This is a genomic window from Streptomyces griseomycini (assembly GCF_014203535.1).
Classification (GTDB): Bacteria; Actinomycetota; Actinomycetes; order Streptomycetales; family Streptomycetaceae; genus Streptomyces; species Streptomyces griseomycini.
Map to the genome: position 1 here is coordinate 177,926 of NZ_JACHJI010000004.1, position 19,672 is coordinate 197,597.

Below are 19,672 nucleotides of genomic sequence, written 5' to 3' on the forward strand. Positions count from 1 at the left end.
CCGGAGGGGGCGACGCGGACGCGGTGAACGGCCGCCCGTCGCACGGGCGGCCGTTCAAGGCTCAGCCCGCGGCCGGCTGCATCAGCCGGGCCAGCAGGTCGTCCAGCGCGACCATGCCCGTCAGCCGGCCCGCGTCGTCGCGGACCACGGCCAGGGTGGTCCGGCGGCGGCGCAACGCGTCGATCGCGTCGGCGACCGTCGTGCCGTCCGTCAGCTCCGGCACCGGCCGGGCCAGCTCGCGGGCGCGCGTGGCCCGGCCGCGGGCCCGGGCGACCAGGGCGTCACGGGCGTGCACCGCGCCGAGGACCGCAGTGCCCTCGCGGACGAGGAGCCGTGTGCGGTCGTGCGCGGAGGCCACCCGCAGCAGCTCGTCGAGGCCGGCGCCGCCGTCGACCGAGGTGATCTCGGCGGCGGGGACCTGCAGCTCCCGCACCGGTGTCTCGGGCTCGGTCAGCGAACGCGTGAGCAGCTGCGAGTCGGTCGCGCTGATCAGGCCGAGCCGCTCGGACTCCGTCACCAGGTGGGTGAGCTGTTCGCGGTTGTGGACCGAGGCCAGCTCGTCGCGCGGGGTGACCCGGCACAGCCGTACGAGTCCGTTGCTCATCGCGTTGAGCAGCCGGATCAGCGGCCGTACGGCCTTCACCACGGCCCGGAAGGGCGGCGACAGCAGCATCGCCGAGCGCTCCGGGTGGGCGATGGCCCACGACTTGGGCGCCATCTCGCCGACCACCATGTGCAGGAACACCACCACGATCATCGCGACGGCGAACGCCACGCCGTAGCTGAGCGCGCCGGGCAGTCCCAGCTCGTGCAGCAGCGGGTCGAGTTCGTGGGAGATCGCGGGCTTGGACACCGAGCCCAGGCCCAGCGTGCAGACCGTGATGCCCAGCTGGGCGCCGGCGAGCATGAGCGACAGCTCGCGCATCCCCGCCAGAGCCGCTCCGGCGCCGCGCCGTCCCTCGGCCGCCGCCTTCTCCATGCGGTGCCGCTTGGCGGCGACCAGCGCGAACTCGGCCGCCACGAAGAACCCGCTGCCGACCAGCAGCAGCACGGTCACGAAGAGAGCCGTCGGGAAACTCATGAGGACCCCTCCGCCTTCGTCCGCTCCTCCACCAGGGGGGTGATCCGCACCCGCTCGGCCACGTGCCGGTCGAGCGTGCGCACGTCGATCACCGCGCCGCCACCCGTGGGCAGCTCGACGGTGACCCGGTCCCCGATGGCGGGGAAGCGGCCCAGCCGGTCCACGATCAGTCCGGCCACCGTGTCGTAGTCGTCCTCCTCGGGCAGGTGGACGCCGGTCGCCTCGGCCACCTCGTCCAGCCGGCGGCCGGCGTCCACCAGCCAGCCGTCGCCGTCCGCGACCGCCGCCTCGACGACCTCGTCGGACTCGTCGGCGATGTCGCCGACCAGTTCCTCGGCGATGTCCTCGTAGGTGACGACGCCGGCCACGCCGCCGTGCTCGTCCAGGACGACGGCGAACTCGTCGTCCTGCTCGCGCATCCGCGCCACCGCGTCGGGCAGCGGGAGCGTGTCCGGCAGCAGCAGGGGCCGGCGGGCCACCGCACCCGCGGTGGAGCCGGAGAACCGGCCGGCGGGCAGCGCCATCAGCTCGCGCACGCCCAGCACCCCCGCGACGTCGTCGGGGTGGTCGCCGAGCACGGGGTAGTTCGAGTGGCCGTGGGCGGCGATGAGGCCGACCGCCTCGTCGGCGCTCGCGTCCTTGCGCACGAACACGGCGTCCGCGCGCGGCACCATCACCTCGCGCAGGGTGCGCTCGGAGAAGTCCAGCGCGTGGTCCAGCAGGGCGGCGGTGTCCTCGGGCAGCGCGCCGCTCTCGTGGGACTCGCCGATCAGGTGGCCCAGCTCCTCCAGCGTGGCGCCGTGGTGCAGCTCCTCGACCGGCTCGATGCCGACGCGGCGCAGCAGCCTGTTCGCCGCGCCGTCGAAGACCCGCACGACCGGCCCGACGACCTTCAGATACGCCAGCGTGGAGCCGGCCAGTGCCTTCGCCAGCCGTTCCGGCACGGCGATCGCGAGGTTCTTCGGGGCCAGCTCGCCCAGCACCATCTGCACGACGGTGGCGAGGACGAAGGCCAGCACCACGGAGATGCCGCTCACGGCCGCGTCGGGGATGCCGGCGCCCGACAGCGCGGGCCTGAGCAGCGCGGACACCGAGGGCTCGGCGATGAAGCCGACGACCAGTCCGGTGACGGTGATGCCGAGCTGCGCGCCCGACAGCATGAACGACAGCCGCTGCAGCACCTTCAGGGCGCGCGCGGCCTTCCGGTCGCCCGCTTCGGCGTCACGGGCGAGCGCGAGCCGGTCGGCGGAGACGTAGGCGAACTCCTGGGCGACGAAGTAGCCGGTGCCGGCGGTGAGCACGAACACGGCGAACAGGCCCAGCAGGGCCTCGGCGGCACTCATCGAACACCACCCCGCCGGGTGCCGCGGTCAACAGTGCTGTGGCGGGATGGTCCGGGACTGTGTCCCGGCGGGTCCGTCGATCTGGCGGACAAGCAGGTGACTCCTCACATGTGGTCGGTATCGGGTGCAACGATCGTGGCCCGGCCCGTGTTCCCGCGCCACCGGACCGGTGCTCCGGGCACCGGTCCGGTGGACGTCCGTGCTGCCCGGCGGGCGGAACCGCCCGGAGGCCGAACCAGGAGCCGAGCCGGAGGCCGGGTCAGAGGTCGAACTCGTGCGGTGACAGACCCAGCGCGAAGCACGCCTCGCGCACGACCGCCCGCTCGTCCCGGTCGAAGTGGCCGTCCGCGCCGCCGATGACGATGCCGATCTGGACGACGGCCCGCGCCTCGGCCGGTTTCTTCTTCGCCTTGCCGATCTCCTGGAGCACGCTCACCTTGCCGAAGGCGAAGTCGGCGGTCAGCTTGTCGAGGTTCGCCTCGAAGCGGCGGCGCAGGTCGTCGGCGGGGAAGTTCTGCAGCACGTCGTTGGCGGCGATGAGCTGTGCCACGCGCTGCCGCTCGGACGGGTCGACGCCTCCGTCGGCGGCGGCGACCAGGGCGCACATGGCCATGCTCGCGTCGCGGAACGCGCCGCTCCTCAGCTCGTTCTTCCTCGCCTCCAGCTGCGTCTGCATCTGCGACGCGGACTCCTTGATGCGGTCCCACAGGGCCATGCGCACTCCCGTGATCGGGCGGGGCCGGTCGCCTCGCGGCACACTGCGGCCCCTGAATCTTCTACAGCAATGTAGAACTTAGCAGCACGGCGAGACGCCCCCGGACTGCCGCCGGCCCCGCCCGGCGCGGCGGCTCCCGGCCCTCGGGGACCGCGCGGACACGCGTCACGCCGTGCGGGCCCGGCAGGCGGTGCCCCTGGGTGGCGGACCGTGTCGTTGTTGGGCCGAACGGGTGAGCATGGGTAAGAATTGCCCGATGCAGACAGCCAGTGCGACCCAGGACGGAGCATGCCGGTGAACAGCCACGATGTCACCGACGAACAGTGGGAGGGGCTCGCCCAGGTCGTGCCGCTGCGGGGCCGCGACGCCTGGCCGTCCGCAGTGGGTCACCGTTCCATGCCCGAGGCCGAGACCGAGGCGCGCCGCCGCTTCGTCGTCCTGCGCGTGAACGTGTTCGCGGACGCCCGTGACGTCGCCGAGACGCTGATGGCCGGGATACCGGTGCTGCTCGACCTGACCGGTGCGGAGACGGAGGTCGCCAAGCGGGTCCTGGACTTCAGCACGGGGGTCGTCTTCGGGCTGGCGAGCGGAATGCACCGCGTGGACCGCAACGTGTTCCTGCTGACCCCGGCCGGCACGGAGGTGACCGGTCTGATGGAGGGCATCGGGGTTCCCGGGGTGTGAGCCACCGGGGCTCTCCGAAGGTTTCCGAGGGCTTCCGGAGGATGGGGCGTCAGGACGCCGTGCGGCGCGCGGGGAGGCGCGGGGGGTGCCCGGGGGCGCGAGCGCTCGGGCAGGACGCGTCGCCCGATCGTAGGAAGGCAGGCCGAGCGGAACGGTTCGCCCCGCATCGGCCCCCTAACGTCCCGCACATGACCCCGCCACCCCCGCCTTCCCCGGCCCACCCGGACGCGGACCCGTCGTCCGCACCACCGGCCCCGAGCGCGAGCCCGACGCCGCCCCTCCCCGACCGGGACGCGGCGCCGTCCCTCCCCGGTCAGGGCGCGGCGCCGTCCCTCCCCGGCCGGGAGACGGCGCCGACACCGGTCGCGCCGTCCGCCGAGCCCGCCGGTCGGGGTGGCCCGCGGCCCCTGCCGGGCGCCCGCTCCGACGGCACCGCGGGCCACCCCGACCGGCCGCGCGTCACCGAGCTGCTGCTGTCCGCCTTCGCCGGGCACCGCGGCGTCGAGCTCCCCCTCGGGGCGCTCACCCTGCTCGCCGGCCCCAGCGGCAGCGGCAAGACCAGCGCCCTGCGCGCCTACGAGGCCCTCGCCCGGCTCGGCGGCGGGGCCGGACTCGACGAGGCGTTCCCCGACCCGGACGCCTGCGTGCCGGAGCGGGCCAGGGCCGACGCCCAGCGCCGCCGCGGCTTCCGCATCGGCTGCACCGCCGACGGCCCCGAGGGCCCCGTCCGGCTCGAGGTCGCCGTACAGGCCGAACCCGAGCTGCGGATCGTGGGGGAGCGGCTCACGGCGGACGGGCAGGTCCTGCTGGAGACCGCACTGCGCGACCCCCGGCGCCGCGCCGTGCAGGCCGCCTGGCACACGGCCGGGACGACCCCGGTGACCCGCGCCCCCCTGCCGGACGACCGGCTCGGCACCGCACTGCTGCCGCTGCGCGTCGCCGGCAAGACGCCCGGACAGCGCAGGGTGCTCGCCGCCGCCGAGCAGATGGTGGTCGCCCTGCGCTCCGTCTTCCCCTGCGACCCCCGCCCCGACCGGATGCGCGCCCCCGTGCCGACCGGCACCGGCCGGCTGCTCGGCGGCTGCGACAACCTCGCCGACGTGCTGTGGCGCACCCGCGTGGAGTGCGGCCGTCGGCACGCGCTCCTCGTGGCCGCGGTGCGCGCCGGATGCGCCGGACCGGTCGCCGACCTGCTCGCCGAGCCGTACGGCACGGGACTGGTCCGCGCCCTGCTCGCCCGGGGCGACGGCACCCGGACGGATCTGCGGCTGCTGGGCGACGGCGAGCTGCGCTACACCGCCCTCGCGCTGGTGCTGCTCACCGGCCCCGGTGTGCTGGAGGTCGACGCGCCCGGAGAGGTCCCCGCCGCGCTCCAGACCCTCACGGTGCTCGCGGACGGACTCGACCGGGGCCTGGATCCGCGGCAGCGCGCGGAGCTGCTGCGGCTGGCGGCGAGGATGTGCGAGCGCGGGCACATCCGGCTGGTCGGCGCGGTGAGCGACGCGTCCTGGACCGCCGGGGTGGACGGGGTGACGGTGGTACGTCTGAACCGTGACTGACCACGACGACGCCCCCCTCGACGTGGCGAGACTCCAGCGCCGTCTCGCCGAGTTCGCCGCCGCGCGGAACTGGCAGCCGTACCACACGCCCAAGAACCTCGTCGCCGCGCTCAGCGTGGAGGCGTCCGAACTGGTGGAGATCTTCCAGTGGTTGACGCCCGAGGAGTCGGCCCGCGTCATGGACGACCCCGGCACCGCGCACCGTGTGACCGACGAGGTCGCCGACGTCCTCGCCTATCTCCTCCAGTTGTGCGAGGTCCTCGGCATCGATCCGCTGACCGCACTGGCCGCCAAGATCGACCGCAACGAGCGCAGGTTCCCGCTCCGCGGTCCCGGAGGTGTCCCGCCGACGACGGAGTGATGAACTCCATTTTTACTCTCCGTGGTCGGCCGGGTGGTCGGATGGCCATGGTTGTCCACAGATTTCGGTCTTCCTCTGGCTTTTTGTCTCACGCTCCCTCACTCTGGGTAGTGAACAGAGGGGTTCGATCGGGAGAAGGCGGGGGCAGCGCATGGACGCTGTGCGGCTCATCGTGACGAGCAGGCGGGCCCTGGCCGCGGGCGGCGGCGCGGCGGAGCTGCTGGCCGAGGTGTGGCAGGCGCAGGCCCTCGCGCAGGCGATAGGCAGCCGCCTCGCGGTCGCCGGTCCACCGGAACTGCGGGGCGAGGCGCTGGGGTTGACGGAGCTGGCGGGCCGCGGCTGCGGGGTGCTGGACACCCCCGAGCTCGGCCCGGGAGAACTGCGCGCGGCCCAGCTCACCGAGCTGGGCGAGGCCCGCCAGTCCCTGATGTACCTCGGCGGCCTGCTCGGCGAGGTCGGCATCGCCCTGGTCGGCCTCGCCTGCTCCGCGGACGACGAGGCCACGTACTGGCAGTGCATGGAGGCCATCGACGCGGCGGACGAGTCCCGGGACCGCGTCCTGGAGATGCTCCGCAAACTGGCCGACCGTGACCAGGCCGTACCGGAGCGGGAGGCCGGCTGACCGCACCGGCCATCCGCCCGGTGACCGGCACCACCACCCGGTGCCGTACCGGCCCCCTCCGCACCCCCGGTGGAAGACGACGCACGCCGTCGCCCGCACGGTCACCCGTACCGGTCGCCCGCACACCGGCCGAGGGCGGCGCCGTCGCCGCCCGCACCGGCCGGCCGCCCGCACCGACCCCCCGAACGGTCACTGCACCGCCGGCCGCCCACCCGCGCGGTCTTCGCGCAGTGCCGGCCGCGCCGCCGGTTCAGCGGGCCGCGCCGTCCTCCCCGGTGTCGGTCCGCACCGGTCCCGCCGCCTGCAGCTCCGCGTCCAGGGCCGACAGCTCCGCGTTCAGCGCCGCCATCAGCTCCTCCATCCGCTGCACCAGCCCCTCCGGCTGCCCGGCCCCGCCCTGCTGCGGCACGCTCTCTTCGGACATCGACGGCCTCCTCGGCCCGTGGCCCCCGAGGAGGCCGACAACGAATGACGCCCCGGCGCACACCGGCCGGCACGGGGCCGGGCGTTCCGGCTCCGCCCAGGCCAACGATCTTCACCGGGACCGGTCACCGGCCGCGGACCGGAGCGCGCCGGAGGGCCGGGCGGAAACGTTCCGCCCCGAGCGTGCAGGATGGACGCATGGATCTCCGTATCTTCACCGAGCCCCAGCAGGGGGCCACCTACGACACCTTGCTCACCGTCGCCAAGGCCACCGAGGACCTCGGCTTCGACGCCTTCTTCCGCTCCGACCACTACCTCAAGATGGGCTCCGTGGACGGGCTGCCCGGCCCCACCGACGCCTGGATCACCCTCGCCGGCCTCGCCCGCGAGACCAAGCGCATCCGGCTCGGCACGCTGATGACCGCCGGCACCTTCCGCCTCCCCGGAGTGCTCGCCGTCCAGGTCGCGCAGGTCGACCAGATGTCCGGCGGCCGCGTCGAGCTGGGCCTGGGCGCGGGCTGGTTCGAGGAGGAGCACAAGGCGTACGGCATCCCCTTCCCGAAGGAGAAGTTCGGCCGCCTCGAGGAGCAGCTGGAGATCGTCACCGGGCTGTGGGCCACCGAGGTCGGCGAGACCTTCGACTTCCACGGCACGTACTACGACCTCACGCGGTCCCCGGCGCTCCCCAAGCCGGCCCAGCGCAAGGTGCCGGTGCTCATCGGCGGCCACGGAGCGACCCGCACCCCGCGGCTGGCCGCCCGGTACGCCGACGAGTTCAACATGCCGTTCGCCTCGGTCGAGGACAGCGAGCGCCAGTTCGGCCGGGTCCGCGCCGCCGCCCGGGAGGCCGGCCGCGACCCGGGCGACCTCGTCTACTCCAACGCCCTCGTCGTCTGCGCCGGCAAGGACGACCAGGAGGTCGCCCGCCGCGCCGCCGCGATCGGCCGCGAGGTCGACGAGCTCAAGGCCAACGGCCTGGCGGGCTCCCCGGCCGAGATCGTCGACAAGATCGGCCGCTACGCCGAGATCGGCGCCGGCCGGATCTACCTCCAGCTCCTCGACCTGGACGACCTCGACCACCTGGAGCTGATCTCCTCCCAGGTCCAGTCCCAGCTGGCGTGACGCCCGCCGCGTGACGCGTCCGGCCGCAACGGGACCGCCCCCTGCGGGGCGGTCCCGTTCGCCGTGCCCGCGCGCCCGGACCGTCCCGCCCGAATAATTCCGCAGGCCTCCCGCGCCGTTCCCGGTACGTTGGCACCGCGCGCCGGATCCCCGCGCGTACGCGCAGTTCAGAAGGGTCTCGAGGTGTAACCACCGTGTTCCTGACGATCAGTACCACCGGCGCTCCCGAGCGCCCCGCGACCGACCTCGGTTTCCTGCTGCACAAGCATCCCGAGAAGGCGCAGGCGTTCTCCACCTCCTACGGCACGGCGCACGTCCTCTACCCCGAGGCGGACGCCGAGCGCTGCACGGCGGCGCTGCTGCTGGAGGTGGACGCGGTGGCGCTGGTCCGGCGCGGCAAGGGCAAGGGCCGCGGCGGCGCACCCGACGCGGCGCTCGCGCAGTACGTCAACGACCGCCCGTACGCGGCCTCCTCCCTCCTCGCCGTCGCGCTGAGCGGCGTGTTCTCCAGCGCGATGCGCGGCGTGTGCAACGCCCGCCCGGAACTCCCGGCGCAGCCGCGCCCGTTGCGCATCGAGGTACCCGCGCTGCCCGCCCGCGGCGGCCCCGACCTCGTCCGCCGGCTCTTCGAGCCGCTCGGCTGGACGGTCACCGCCGAACCCGTGGCGCTGGACGCCGAGTTCCCCGAGTGGGGCGACTCGCGGTACGTGCGTCTGGTCCTGGAGGCGGACACGCTCACCCTCGCCGAGGCCCTGCGCCACCTCTACGTGCTGCTCCCCGTCCTCGACGACGCCAAGCACTACTGGGTCGCCTCCGACGAGGTCGACAAGCTGCTGCGCGCCGGCGAGGGCTGGCTGCCCGCGCACCCGGAGCAGAAGCTGATCGCCGGCCGCTACCTGTCCCGCCGCTGGTCGCTGACCCGGCAGGCGATGGAGCGGCTGGAGCTGGTCCGGCTGGCCGAGGCGGACGACACCGACGTCGAGGAGATCGACAACGCCGTCGCGGCGGAGACCGAGGACGGTGCCGAGGAGAAGCCGGCCCCGCTCGCCGTGCAGCGGCGGGAGGCGATCGTCGCCGCGCTCCGCGCGTCCGGCGCCGCCCGGGTGCTCGACCTCGGCTGCGGCCAGGGCCAGCTGGTGCAGGAGCTGCTGCGGGACCCGTCGTTCACCGAGATCGTCGGCGTCGACGTGTCGATGCGGGCGCTGGCCATCGCCTCCCGCCGGCTGAGGCTGGACCGCATGGGGGAGCGGCAGGCGGCGCGCGTGCAGCTCCTCCAGGGCTCGCTCGCGTACACCGACCACCGGCTCGAGGGGTACGACGCCGCCGTGCTCAGCGAGGTGATCGAACACCTCGACCTGCCCCGCCTGCCCGCCCTGGAGTACGCGGTGTTCGGCGCGGCCCGCCCCCGCACGGTCCTCGTCACCACCCCCAACGTCGAGTACAACGTGCGCTGGGAGAGCCTCCCGGCCGGCCACGTCCGGCACGGCGACCACCGCTTCGAGTGGACCCGCGAGGAGTTCCGCGCCTGGGCGCGGAAGGTGGCCGAACGCCACGGCTACGGCGTGGAGTTCGTGCCCGTCGGACCGGACGACCCCGAGGTCGGGCCGCCCACCCAGATGGCCGTGTTCCGGGCCGGGACCGCGAAGGAGGCGAAGGCCGCATGACCACCACCACCGAGACCCCGCGGCCGCGGGGCCGCGCCCTGCCCGTCACCGACCTGTCCCTCGTGGTGCTGATCGGTGCCTCCGGCTCGGGCAAGTCCACCTTCGCGCGCCGCCACTTCAAGCCCACCGAGGTCCTCTCCTCCGACTTCTGCCGCGGCCTGGTGGCCGACGACGAGAACGACCAGAGCGCGTCGCGGGACGCCTTCGACGTGCTGCACTACATCGCCGGCAAGCGCCTGGCGGCCGGCCGCCGCACCGTCGTCGACGCCACCAGCGTCCAGCAGGACGCCCGGCGCCAGCTGATCGACCTGGCCAGGCAGTACGACGTGCTGCCGATAGCCATCGTGCTCGACGTGCCCGAGGCGGTGTGCGCCGAGCGCAACGCCGCCCGCACCGACCGCGCCGACATGCCCCGCCGGGTCATCCAGCGCCACACCCGCGAACTGCGCCGCTCGCTGCGCCACCTGGAGCGCGAGGGCTTCCGCAAGGTGCACGTGCTGCGCGGCGTGGAGGAGATCGAGCACGCCACCGTCGTCACCGAGAAGCGGTTCAACGACCTCACCCACCTCACCGGCCCGTTCGACATCATCGGCGACGTCCACGGCTGCTCCGCCGAACTGGAGGCGCTGCTGGGCAAGCTGGGCTACGTCGACGGCGTGCACCCCGAGGGCCGCACCGCCGTCTTCGTCGGCGACCTCGTCGACCGCGGCCCGGACAGCCCCGGCGTGCTGCGCCGCGTGATGGCCATGGTCAAGTCGGGCAACGCACTGTGCGTGCCCGGCAACCACGAGAACAAGTTCGGCCGCTACCTCAAGGGCCGCAAGGTCCAGCACACCCACGGCCTCGCCGAGACCATCGCCCAGATGGACGGCGAGAGCGAGGAGTTCCGCGCCGAGGTGCGGGAGTTCGTCGACGGCCTGGTCAGCCACTACGTCCTCGACGGCGGCAGGCTCGTGGTCTGCCACGCCGGTCTGCCGGAGAAGTACCACGGCCGCACCTCCGGCCGGGTCCGCAGCCACGCCCTGTACGGCGACACCACCGGCGAGACCGACGAGTTCGGCCTGCCGGTGCGCTACCCCTGGGCGGAGGACTACCGCGGCCGGGCGGCCGTCGTCTACGGCCACACCCCGGTCCCGGAGGCGACCTGGCTGAACAACACCATCTGCCTGGACACCGGCGCCGTCTTCGGCGGCAAGCTCACCGCGCTGCGCTGGCCGGAGCGGGAACTGGTCGACGTACCGGCCGAGCGGGTCTGGTACGAGCCGACCAGGCCGCTGCGCACCGAGGCACCCGGCGGACACGACGGCCGCCCGCTGGACCTCGCCGACGTGCAGGGCCGCCGGGTGATCGAGACCCGGCACGCCGGCCGGGTGTCCGTCCGCGAGGAGAACGCGGCGGCGGCCCTGGAGGTCATGAGCCGCTTCGCGGTCGACCCGCGCCTGCTGCCGTACCTTCCGCCGACCATGGCGCCCACCGCCACCTCGCACCTCGACGGCTACCTGGAGCACCCGGTCGAGGCCTTCGCCCAGTACGAGCAGGACGGCGTCGCGCGGGTCGTGTGCGAGGAGAAGCACATGGGCTCCCGCGCGGTGGCCCTGGTCTGCCGGGACGCGGAGGCCGCCCGCCGGCGCTTCGGGGTGGAGGGCCCCACCGGGTCCCTGTACACCCGCACCGGCCGCCCGTTCTTCGACGACGACGCCGTCACGGAGGAGATCCTCGGCCGGCTGCGCACGGCGGTCACCGAGGCCGGTCTGTGGGACGGGCTGGAGACGGACTGGCTGCTGCTGGACGCCGAGCTGATGCCGTGGTCGCTGAAGGCGTCCGGGCTGCTGCGCTCCCAGTACGCCGCCGTGGGCGCCGCCTCCGGCGCGGTCTTCCCGAGCGCCCTGGCCGCACTGGAGGGCGCGGCGGCCCGCGGCGTCGCGGTGCGGGACCTGCTGGACCGCCAGCGCGAACGGGCCGACGACGCCGCCGCGTTCACCGAGGCGTACCGCCGCTACTGCTGGAGCACCGACGGCCTGGACGGCGTGCGCCTGGCGCCGTTCCAGATCCTCGCCGTCCAGGGCCGCAGCCTGGCCGCCCTGCCCCACGACGAGCAGCTCGCCCTGCTCGACCGCCTGGTCGAGCACGACGCCACGGGCCTGCTGCAGACCACCCGCCGCCTCTACGTCGACACGGCCGACCCCGAGTCGGTGCGGGCCGGGGTCGACTGGTGGCTGGAGATGACCGGGCGCGGCGGCGAGGGCATGGTCGTCAAGCCGGTCGGCGCCCTGGTGCGAGGGGGAGCCGAGGGCCGCCTGGTGCAGCCCGGCATCAAGTGCCGGGGCCGCGAGTACCTGCGGATCATCTACGGTCCCGAGTACACCCGCCCGGAGAACCTGGCCCGGCTGCGCACCCGGTTCCTGAACCACAAGCGGTCGCTCGCGATCCGCGAGTACGCGCTCGGCCTGGAGGCCCTGGACCGGCTGGCCGGGGGCGAGCCGCTGTGGCGGGTGCACGAGGCGGTCTTCGGCGTGCTGGCGCTGGAGTCGGAGCCGGTGGACCCGCGGCTGTAGCGGGGCCGTACCGCGGTCGCGGTGCGCGTGGCCGGCCGGGCTCCTCCCAGGGAGGAGCCCGGCCGGCCACGTCGCCCCGAACCGTGCGCGTGAGGCGCACCCTGCGCGCCGTCGGCCGGCCGGGCGCGGCCCGTCACCGGCACGGGCCCGCCGGACGGACGGCCCCGCTCCGTCCCGCCCCGCGTCGCCTTGCCCCGCCCCGTCCGCAGCGCACCGGGCGGGCACCCGGGTGACGGAAGCGGGACGATTTCCGTCCCGTCCGCAGAGGGGTGAACGCACGCTCGGGTGGTCAGGATGGAAGCATGACCTACCACGTCGACTCCGAGGCCGGACGGCTGCGCCGCGTCATCCTGCACCGGCCCGATCTCGAGCTCAAAAGGCTCACCCCCAGCAACAAGGACGCCCTGCTCTTCGACGACGTGCTCTGGGTGCGCCGGGCGCGCGCCGAGCACGACGGGTTCGCCGACGTGCTGCGCGACCGCGGCGTCGCCGTCCACCTCTTCGGCGACCTGCTCGCCGAGACGCTGGACGTCCCGGCGGCGCGTGCGCTCGTCCTGGACCGCGTCTTCGACGAGAAGGAGTACGGTCCGCTGGCCACCGACCACCTCCGGGCCGCGTTCGAGACGCTGCCCGCGCGCGAGCTGGCCCAGGCGCTGGTCGGCGGGATGACCAAGCGGGAGTTCCTGGACGTCCACCCGGAGCCGGTCTCCGTGCGCTTCCACGCCATGGAGCTCGACGACTTCCTGCTCGATCCGCTGCCCAACCACCTCTTCACCCGCGACACCTCCGCCTGGATCTACGACGGTGTCGCCATCAACGCGATGCGGTGGCCCGCCCGGCAGCGCGAGACGGTGCACTTCGAGGCGATCTACCGGCACCACCCGCTGTTCCGGGGGGACTCCTTCCGCGTCTGGTCCGAGGGGCAGGCCGACTACCCGTCCACCATCGAGGGCGGGGACGTCCTGGTCATCGGCAACGGGGCGGTGCTGATCGGCATGAGCGAGCGGACCACGCCGCAGGCGGTGGAGATGCTCGCGCACAAACTCTTCGCGGCCGGCTCCGCCGAGACCATCGTCGCGCTCGACATGCCGAAGAGGCGCGCCTTCATGCACCTCGACACCGTGATGACGATGATCGACGGCGACACCTTCACCCAGTACGCCGGTCTCGGCATGCTCCGCTCGTACACCATCGAGCCGGGCGTGGGGGAGAAGGAGCTGAAGGTCACCGACCACCCGCCGGAGCACATGCACCGCGCGATCGCCGCCGCGCTGGGGCTCAGCGAGATCCGGGTGCTGACCGCCACCCAGGACGTCCACGCGGCCGAGCGCGAGCAGTGGGACGACGGCTGCAACGTCCTGGCCGTCGAACCGGGCGTCGTCATCGCCTACGAGCGGAACTCCACCACCAACACGCACCTGCGCAAGCAGGGCATCGAGGTGATAGAGATCCCGGGCAGCGAGCTGGGGCGGGGCAGGGGAGGGCCGCGCTGCATGAGCTGTCCGGTGCAGCGGGACCCCGTCTAGGAGGCCCCGACCACGCCACCGGGTCCCCGACCACGCCACCGGGTCCCCGACCACGCCACCGGGTCCCCGACCACGCCACCGGGACGCCCCGGCCACGCCACCGGGTCCCCGGCCACACCACCGGGTCGCATAGAAATTCTGTATCTCGTATAGAATTCCAGCCGTCCCTGTCCCCGTACCCCTGGAGCGCCCCCATGGCGACAGTCCCGACCGCCCTCGCCGGCCGCCACTTCCTCAAGGAGCTGGACTTCACCGAGCAGGAGTTCCTCGGCCTGCTCGGACTGGCCGCGGAGCTGAAGGCCGCCAAGAAGGCCGGGACCGAGAGCCGGTACCTGCGGGGGAAGAACATCGCGCTGATCTTCGAGAAGCCCTCGACGCGCACCCGCTGCGCCTTCGAGGTCGCCGCCGCCGACCAGGGCGCCTCGACGACGTACATCGACCCGAGCGGCTCGCACATCGGGAAGAAGGAGTCCGTCAGGGACACCGCGCGGGTGCTCGGCCGGATGTTCGACGCGATCGAGTTCCGGGGCGACGCCCAGTCCACCGTCGAGGCCCTCGCCGAGCACGCCGGAGTGCCCGTCTACAACGGCCTGACCGACGACTGGCACCCCACGCAGATGCTCGCCGACGTGCTCACCATGACCGAGCACAGCCCCAAGCCGGTGAAGGAGATCGCCTTCGCCTACCTCGGCGACGCCCGCTTCAACATGGGCAACTCCTACCTCGTCACCGCGGCCCTGCTGGGCATGGACGTGCGCATCGTCGCCCCGAAGGCCTACTGGCCCGCCCAGGAGGTCGTCGACCGGGCCCGTGAGCTCGCCGTGTCCAGCGGGGCCCGCATCACCCTCACCGAGGAGATCGGCGAGGGCGTCGCGGGCGCCGACTTCGTCGCCACGGACGTCTGGGTCTCCATGGGCGAGCCCAAGGAGGTCTGGGACGAGCGGATCGCCGCGCTCGCGCCGTACGCGGTGACCATGGACGTCCTGCGCGCCACCGGCAACCCGGACGTCAGGTTCCTGCACTGCCTGCCCGCCTTCCACGACCTGGGCACGAAGGTCGGCCGCGAGGTGTACGAGACCCACGGCCTGGAGTCGCTGGAGGTGACGGACGAGGTGTTCGAGTCGGCGCACTCGGTCGTCTTCGACGAGGCGGAGAACCGCCTGCACACGATCAAGGCGGTCCTGGTGGCGACCCTGGCCTGAGCCCCGGCCCCGCCCGTCGCGCGGGGAGCCGTCTCAGACGGGGCGCCGCTGGCGCGGGATCGCCGACAGCCGGAACCACACCGCCTTGCCGGACGCGGTGGGGCGGTGACCGCACGACGAGCTCAGGGCACGGATCAGCAGCAGCCCGCGCCCGTGCTCCTGCCAGGGGTCCGGCGCGTCGAGGTCCGGGCGGGTGAGGTCGCCGGGCGGCGCCGGGTCGGCGTCGTGCACCTCCACCTGGCAGCCGGTCGGCAGGAGCTCCACCACCAGCTCGATCGGGGCGCGCCCCGAGGTGTGCTCCACGGCGTTGGCCACCAGCTCCGCGGTCAGCAGTTCCGCCGTGTCGCTGTCGGCGGCGTGCTTCCGCTCGGCCAGCGCCGTACGGACCAGCGCACGGGCCACGGGCACCGCCGCGGTGGTGTGCGGCAGCGCGACGCGCCAGGAGGTGGAGGCGGAGGCGGAAGGGAGTTCGTGCACAGCGGGTCCGTTCATGGAGCAGGCTGTCCTGCTTTCAACCGGCAATGGTACGGCGCGCCCGGCGGGCCCCGTCGAGGGGGCCGTGCCGGAGCCCTCGACGGGCGCCGTCCAGGGCGTTCCGCCCCGGCGACGGGCGGCATACCCGCGCGGGCGCCCCGCCTCGCGCGTCCGCTCCGGCCGTTACCGGGATGTCGACGGCCCGTGACGGACGTGACGGCGCCGGACCGGTGAACCCGTACGGTCTATCGCGTGCTCGTGACGACGGTCACCGATGAGTGATAGCTTCGTGGGGTAGAGCTCAGTGAGCAGTGCCGCGCCCGCCCGAGGAGGCCGCCCTCATGAGTCCCTTCACCGGCTCCGCCGCCCGCACCGCCCGCTGGGAGCATCTGCGCGTCGAGCTCGCCGACGGCGTCGCCACCGTCACCCTCGCCCGCCCCGAGAAGCTCAACGCGCTCACCTTCGGCGCCTACGCCGACCTGCGCGACCTGCTCGCCGAGCTGTCCCGGGAACGGGCCGTGCGGGCCCTGGTGCTGGCCGGCGAGGGCCGCGGCTTCTGCTCCGGCGGCGACGTCGACGAGATCATCGGCGCGACCCTCTCCCTGGACACCGCCCGGCTGCTCGACTTCAACCGGATGACCGGGCAGGTCGTCCGGGCGGTGCGGGAGTGCCCGTTCCCGGTGATCGCCGCGGTGCACGGGGTGGCGGCCGGCGCCGGCGCGGTCCTCGCCCTGGCCGCGGACTTCCGGGTGGCCGACCCCAGTGCCCGCTTCGCCTTCCTCTTCACCCGGGTCGGTCTGTCCGGCGGCGACATGGGCGCCGCCTACCTGCTGCCCCGGGTGGTCGGCCTCGGGCACGCGACCCGGCTGCTCATGCTGGGCGAGCCGGTGCGGGCGCCCGAGGCCGAGCGGATCGGCCTGATCAGCGCGCTCGCCGACGAGGGCGGCGCCGACGAGGCCGCCCGGTCCCTCGCCCGCCGCCTGGCCGACGGCCCGGCGCTGGCGTACGCCCAGACCAAGGCGCTGCTCACGGCCGAGCTGGACATGCCGCTGGCCGCCGCCGTCGAACTGGACGCCGCCACCCAGGCCCTGCTCATGAACGGCGAGGACTACGCCGAGTTCCACGCGGCCTTCACCGAGAAGCGCCCCCCGAAGTGGCGGGGGCGGTAGCCGTGAGGATCGCCGTCATCGGCGGCGGGCCCGGCGGCCTGTACGCCGCCGCGCTGCTCAAGCGTCTCGACCCCGCCCGCGAGGTCACCGTCTGGGAGCGCAACGCCCCCGACGACACCTTCGGCTTCGGCGTCGTCCTGTCCGACGAGACCCTCGGCGGCATCGAGCACGCCGACCCGGTGGTCTACGCGGCCCTGCAACGGGACTTCGTGCGCTGGGACGACATCGACATCGTGCACCGGAACGCGCGCCACACCTCCGGCGGACACGGCTTCGCCGCCCTCGGCCGGCGCCGGCTGCTGCGGATCCTGCACGACCGCTGCCGCTCCCTCGGCGTGGAGCTGCGCTTCCGCACCGAGGCACCGGACGTGCAGCGGCTGGCCCGGACGCACGACCTGGTGGTCGCCGCCGACGGGGTGCACAGCACCACCCGCGAGGCCTTCGCGGACGTGTTCCGGCCCCGGATCACCGGGCACCGCTGCCGCTACGTCTGGCTGGCCGCCGACTTCGCCTTCGACGCCTTCCGCTTCGAGATCGCCGAGACCGAGCACGGCGTGATGCAGCTGCACGGCTACCCCTACGCCCGCCCGTCGTCCGGCCACCGCCCCTCGACGAGGCCCTCCGGGCCGCGGGACCAAGGCGCCTCCACGGTGATCGTCGAGATGCGCGAGGAGGTGTGGCGCGCCGCCGGATTCGACGAGATGGAGGAGAGCGAGTCGATCGAGCGCTGCGCCAAGATCTTCGCCGACGCGCTCGGCGGACGGCCGCTGAAGTCCAACAAGTCGGCGTGGACCACCTTCCGCACGGTCGTCAACGAACGCTGGTCGCACGGCAACGTCGTGCTCCTCGGCGACGCCGCCCACACCGCCCACTTCTCCATCGGATCCGGCACCAAGCTCGCCGTCGAGGACGCCCTGTCCCTGGCCGCCTCCCTGCGCGAGCAGCCCTCGATCGGGGAGGCGCTGACCGCGTACGAGGCGGAGCGGCGGCCCGTCGTCGCGTCCACCCAGCGCGCGGCCCGGGCCAGCCTCGAGTGGTTCGAGAACCTGGACCTGTACCTCGGCCAGCCGCCCCGCAGGTTCGCCTTCAACCTGCTCACCCGCAGCCGCCGCGTCACCCACGGCAACCTGCGGCTGCGCGACGCGCGCTTCACCGAGGCCGTGGAGCGCGAGTTCGGCTGCCCGCCCGGTACGCCCCCGATGTTCACCCCCTTCCGGCTGCGCGGCCTGACGCTGCGCAACCGGGTCGTCGTCTCCCCCATGGACATGTACTCCGCGGTGGACGGCGTCCCCGGCGACTTCCACCTCGTCCACCTGGGGGCCAGGGCGCTGGGCGGGGCGGGGCTGGTGATGACCGAGATGGTCTGCGTCAGCCCGGAGGGGCGCATCACCCCCGGCTGCGCCGGCCTGTGGACCGGCCGCCAGACCGAGGCGTGGCGGCGGATCACCGACTTCGTGCACACGCGGGCCCCCGGCACCGCGATCGGCGTGCAGCTCGGCCACAGCGGGCGCAAGGGCTCGACCAAGCCGATGTGGGAGGGCATGGACGAGCCGCTCGACGAGGGCAACTGGCCCCTCGTCGCCGCCTCCCCCCTCCCGTACAAGCCGGGCAGTCAGCTCCCCCGCGAGCTGTCCCGCGCCCAGCTCACCGACATAAGGGAGCAGTTCGCCTCCGCCGCCGCGCGGGCCGCACGGGCCGGCTTCGACCTGCTCGAACTGCACTGCGCCCACGGCTACCTGCTCTCCGGCTTCCTCTCCCCGCTGACCAACCTCCGTACCGACGCCTACGGCGGATCGCCGGAGAAACGGCTCCGCTTCCCGCTGGAGGTCTTCGACGCGGTGCGCGCGGTGTGGCCCGAGGAACGGCCCGTGACGGTCCGCATCTCCGCCACCGACTGGGCCGACGGCGGCACCACGGCCGAGGACGCGGTCGCCGTCGCCCGCGCCTTCGCCGCGCACGGCGCCGACGCGATCGACGTGTCGACCGGGCAGGTCGTGGCCGACGAGAAGCCGGAGTTCGGGCGCTCGTACCAGATGCCGTTCGCCGACCGCATCCGCCACCGGGCGGGCGTCCCGGTGATCGCGGTCGGCGCCATCTCCTCCTGGGACGACGTCAACTCCCTGATCCTGGCCGGGCGCACGGACCTGTGCGCGCTGGCCCGCCCTCACCTGTACGACCCGCACTGGACGCTCCACGCGGCGGCCGAACAGGGCTACGCGGGGCCAGGCGCCGACTGGCCGGCACCGTACCTGGCCGGGAGCAGGCCCCCGCAGACCGGCCGCACGGACGCTCCCAAGCCCCGGCTGACGCTCGGGAGTCGACGCCCCGCCCCACCGCCGTCGGTCACAGCCCCGCGAACGCGGCCCCCGCGTCCCTGAGGCGGTCGTGCAGGCCCCGGAACACGGCCGCCGAGCGGGTGCCCGGCCAGTCCGCGGGGAGCAGGGCGGCGGGCAGGCCGGGGTCGGCGTAGGGGAGGTGGCGCCAGGAGTCCAGGGCGAGGAGGTAGTCCCGGTAGGCCTCCTCGGGCGGGGTGTCCGGACGCCGCTCCCAGGCGCGCAGCACGCGCTCGTGGCGGTCCAGGAACGCCTCGTGCTGCTCCGCGATCCCGGCCAGGTCCCACCAGCGGGCGACCGCCCCGGCGGTGGGTGCGAAGCCGAGGTGCTCGCCGCGGAAGAAGTCGACGTACGCGTCGAGGCGCAGGCGCTCCAGGGTGTGCCGCGTCTCCTCGTACAGCCGCGCGGGGGCGATCCACACACCGGGCGCCGCCGTTCCGAAGCCGAGGCCGGACAGCCGGGAGCGCAGGACGTGCCGCTTCTGCCGCTCGGACTCCGGCACGGAGAACACGGCGAGCACCCAGCCCTCGTCCCCGGGCGGTGCGGTGGCGTAGATGCGCCGGTCGCCGTCCTCCAGCAACTGGCGGGCGTCCGGGGAGAGTTCGTACCCCGCCGCGCCCTGCGCGGTGCGGGCGGGGACGAGCAGCCCGCGCCGTTTGAGCCGGGACACCGAGGAACGGACGGAGGGGGCGTCCACGCCGACCGCGGCCAGCAGCCGGATCAGTTCGGCGACGGGCACCGGACCCGGCACGAAGCGGCCGTACGCGCCGTAGAGCGTGACGATGAGAGACCGTGGAGCATGCTGGGCTTGCTGGTCGGACACGTTGATCATCTTAGGT

General features: G+C 74.0%; 17 protein-coding genes. 11 read left to right on the forward strand and 6 right to left on the reverse strand.

Features of this window, described 5'->3' with window-relative positions:
• Positions 1-61: 61 nt before the first annotated feature.
• From FHS37_RS12700 to FHS37_RS12710, 3 genes are all read right to left on the reverse strand, one after another.
• Positions 62-1,081, reverse strand: a complete 1,020-nt coding sequence (locus tag FHS37_RS12700; RefSeq protein WP_184820343.1) for a hemolysin family protein — start codon at positions 1,079-1,081, stop codon at positions 62-64.
• Complete coding sequence (locus tag FHS37_RS12705) at positions 1,078-2,424, reverse strand: hemolysin family protein (RefSeq protein ID WP_184820345.1); 1,347 nt, start codon at positions 2,422-2,424, stop codon at positions 1,078-1,080. Before FHS37_RS12705 ends, FHS37_RS12700 begins: the two co-directional genes overlap by 4 nt.
• 259 nt (positions 2,425-2,683) lie before the next feature.
• A complete protein-coding gene (locus FHS37_RS12710; RefSeq protein WP_184820347.1) occupies positions 2,684-3,139 on the reverse strand; it encodes a tellurite resistance TerB family protein in 456 nt (151 codons plus the stop codon).
• A gap of 288 nt (positions 3,140-3,427) precedes the next feature.
• Here FHS37_RS12710 and FHS37_RS12715 point away from each other — a divergent pair, with 288 nt between their 5' ends.
• The 4 genes from FHS37_RS12715 (at position 3,428) to FHS37_RS12730 (ending at position 6,365) form a co-directional block, all read left to right on the forward strand.
• A complete protein-coding gene (locus FHS37_RS12715) occupies positions 3,428-3,823 on the forward strand; it encodes a cell division protein SepF (protein WP_184820349.1) in 396 nt (131 codons plus the stop codon).
• Positions 3,824-4,011: 188 nt separating this feature from the next.
• The gene (locus FHS37_RS12720) at positions 4,012-5,382 is read left to right on the forward strand and encodes an ATP-binding protein (RefSeq protein ID WP_184820351.1); all 1,371 of its coding nucleotides are present in this window, start codon (positions 4,012-4,014) and stop codon (positions 5,380-5,382) included.
• On the forward strand, positions 5,375-5,743 hold the full coding sequence (locus tag FHS37_RS12725) for a nucleotide pyrophosphohydrolase (RefSeq protein WP_184820353.1): 369 nt from the start codon (positions 5,375-5,377) through the stop codon (positions 5,741-5,743). Before FHS37_RS12720 ends, FHS37_RS12725 begins: the two co-directional genes overlap by 8 nt.
• 151 nt (positions 5,744-5,894) lie before the next feature.
• Positions 5,895-6,365: a DUF6099 family protein gene (locus tag FHS37_RS12730; protein WP_184820355.1), complete on the forward strand. Its 471-nt coding sequence runs from the start codon at positions 5,895-5,897 to the stop codon at positions 6,363-6,365.
• Between the two features lie 250 nt (positions 6,366-6,615).
• Here FHS37_RS12730 and FHS37_RS12735 read toward each other — a convergent pair whose 3' ends face one another.
• The gene (locus tag FHS37_RS12735) at positions 6,616-6,789 is read right to left on the reverse strand and encodes a hypothetical protein (protein WP_184820357.1); all 174 of its coding nucleotides are present in this window, start codon (positions 6,787-6,789) and stop codon (positions 6,616-6,618) included.
• 197 nt (positions 6,790-6,986) lie between these two features.
• On the opposite strand from FHS37_RS12735, the gene FHS37_RS12740 reads away from it, so the two are divergent.
• The 5 genes from FHS37_RS12740 (at position 6,987) to argF (ending at position 14,857) form a co-directional block, all read left to right on the forward strand.
• Complete coding sequence (locus FHS37_RS12740; protein ID WP_184820359.1) at positions 6,987-7,910, forward strand: LLM class F420-dependent oxidoreductase; 924 nt, start codon at positions 6,987-6,989, stop codon at positions 7,908-7,910.
• Between the two features lie 194 nt (positions 7,911-8,104).
• Complete coding sequence (locus tag FHS37_RS12745) at positions 8,105-9,574, forward strand: 3' terminal RNA ribose 2'-O-methyltransferase Hen1 (protein WP_184820361.1); 1,470 nt, start codon at positions 8,105-8,107, stop codon at positions 9,572-9,574.
• Positions 9,571-12,129 (forward strand): polynucleotide kinase-phosphatase, encoded by a 2,559-nt coding sequence (locus FHS37_RS12750; protein ID WP_184820363.1) that lies wholly within the window; start codon positions 9,571-9,573, stop codon positions 12,127-12,129. The genes FHS37_RS12745 and FHS37_RS12750 overlap by 4 nt, the downstream gene beginning before the upstream one ends.
• A 302-nt stretch (positions 12,130-12,431) precedes the next feature.
• On the forward strand, positions 12,432-13,655 hold the full coding sequence (locus FHS37_RS12755; protein ID WP_184820365.1) for an arginine deiminase: 1,224 nt from the start codon (positions 12,432-12,434) through the stop codon (positions 13,653-13,655).
• A 194-nt stretch (positions 13,656-13,849) separates the two neighbouring features.
• The gene (gene argF, locus FHS37_RS12760) at positions 13,850-14,857 is read left to right on the forward strand and encodes an ornithine carbamoyltransferase (protein ID WP_184820367.1); all 1,008 of its coding nucleotides are present in this window, start codon (positions 13,850-13,852) and stop codon (positions 14,855-14,857) included.
• A gap of 33 nt (positions 14,858-14,890) precedes the next feature.
• Here argF and FHS37_RS12765 read toward each other — a convergent pair whose 3' ends face one another.
• Entirely contained in the window at positions 14,891-15,349 is a 459-nt protein-coding gene (locus tag FHS37_RS12765) for an ATP-binding protein (protein WP_184820369.1), read from the reverse strand.
• Positions 15,350-15,672: 323 nt separating this feature from the next.
• On the opposite strand from FHS37_RS12765, the gene FHS37_RS12770 reads away from it, so the two are divergent.
• Both FHS37_RS12770 and FHS37_RS12775 read left to right on the forward strand, forming a co-directional pair.
• The gene (locus FHS37_RS12770; protein ID WP_184820371.1) at positions 15,673-16,500 is read left to right on the forward strand and encodes an enoyl-CoA hydratase family protein; all 828 of its coding nucleotides are present in this window, start codon (positions 15,673-15,675) and stop codon (positions 16,498-16,500) included.
• The gene (locus tag FHS37_RS12775) at positions 16,485-18,878 is read left to right on the forward strand and encodes a bifunctional salicylyl-CoA 5-hydroxylase/oxidoreductase (protein WP_184820373.1); all 2,394 of its coding nucleotides are present in this window, start codon (positions 16,485-16,487) and stop codon (positions 18,876-18,878) included. The genes FHS37_RS12770 and FHS37_RS12775 overlap by 16 nt, the downstream gene beginning before the upstream one ends.
• Here FHS37_RS12775 and FHS37_RS12780 read toward each other — a convergent pair.
• Positions 18,844-19,665 (reverse strand): PaaX family transcriptional regulator, encoded by an 822-nt coding sequence (locus FHS37_RS12780; RefSeq protein ID WP_184820375.1) that lies wholly within the window; start codon positions 19,663-19,665, stop codon positions 18,844-18,846. The genes FHS37_RS12775 and FHS37_RS12780 overlap by 35 nt on opposite strands.
• Between the last annotated feature and the right edge of the window lie 7 nt (positions 19,666-19,672).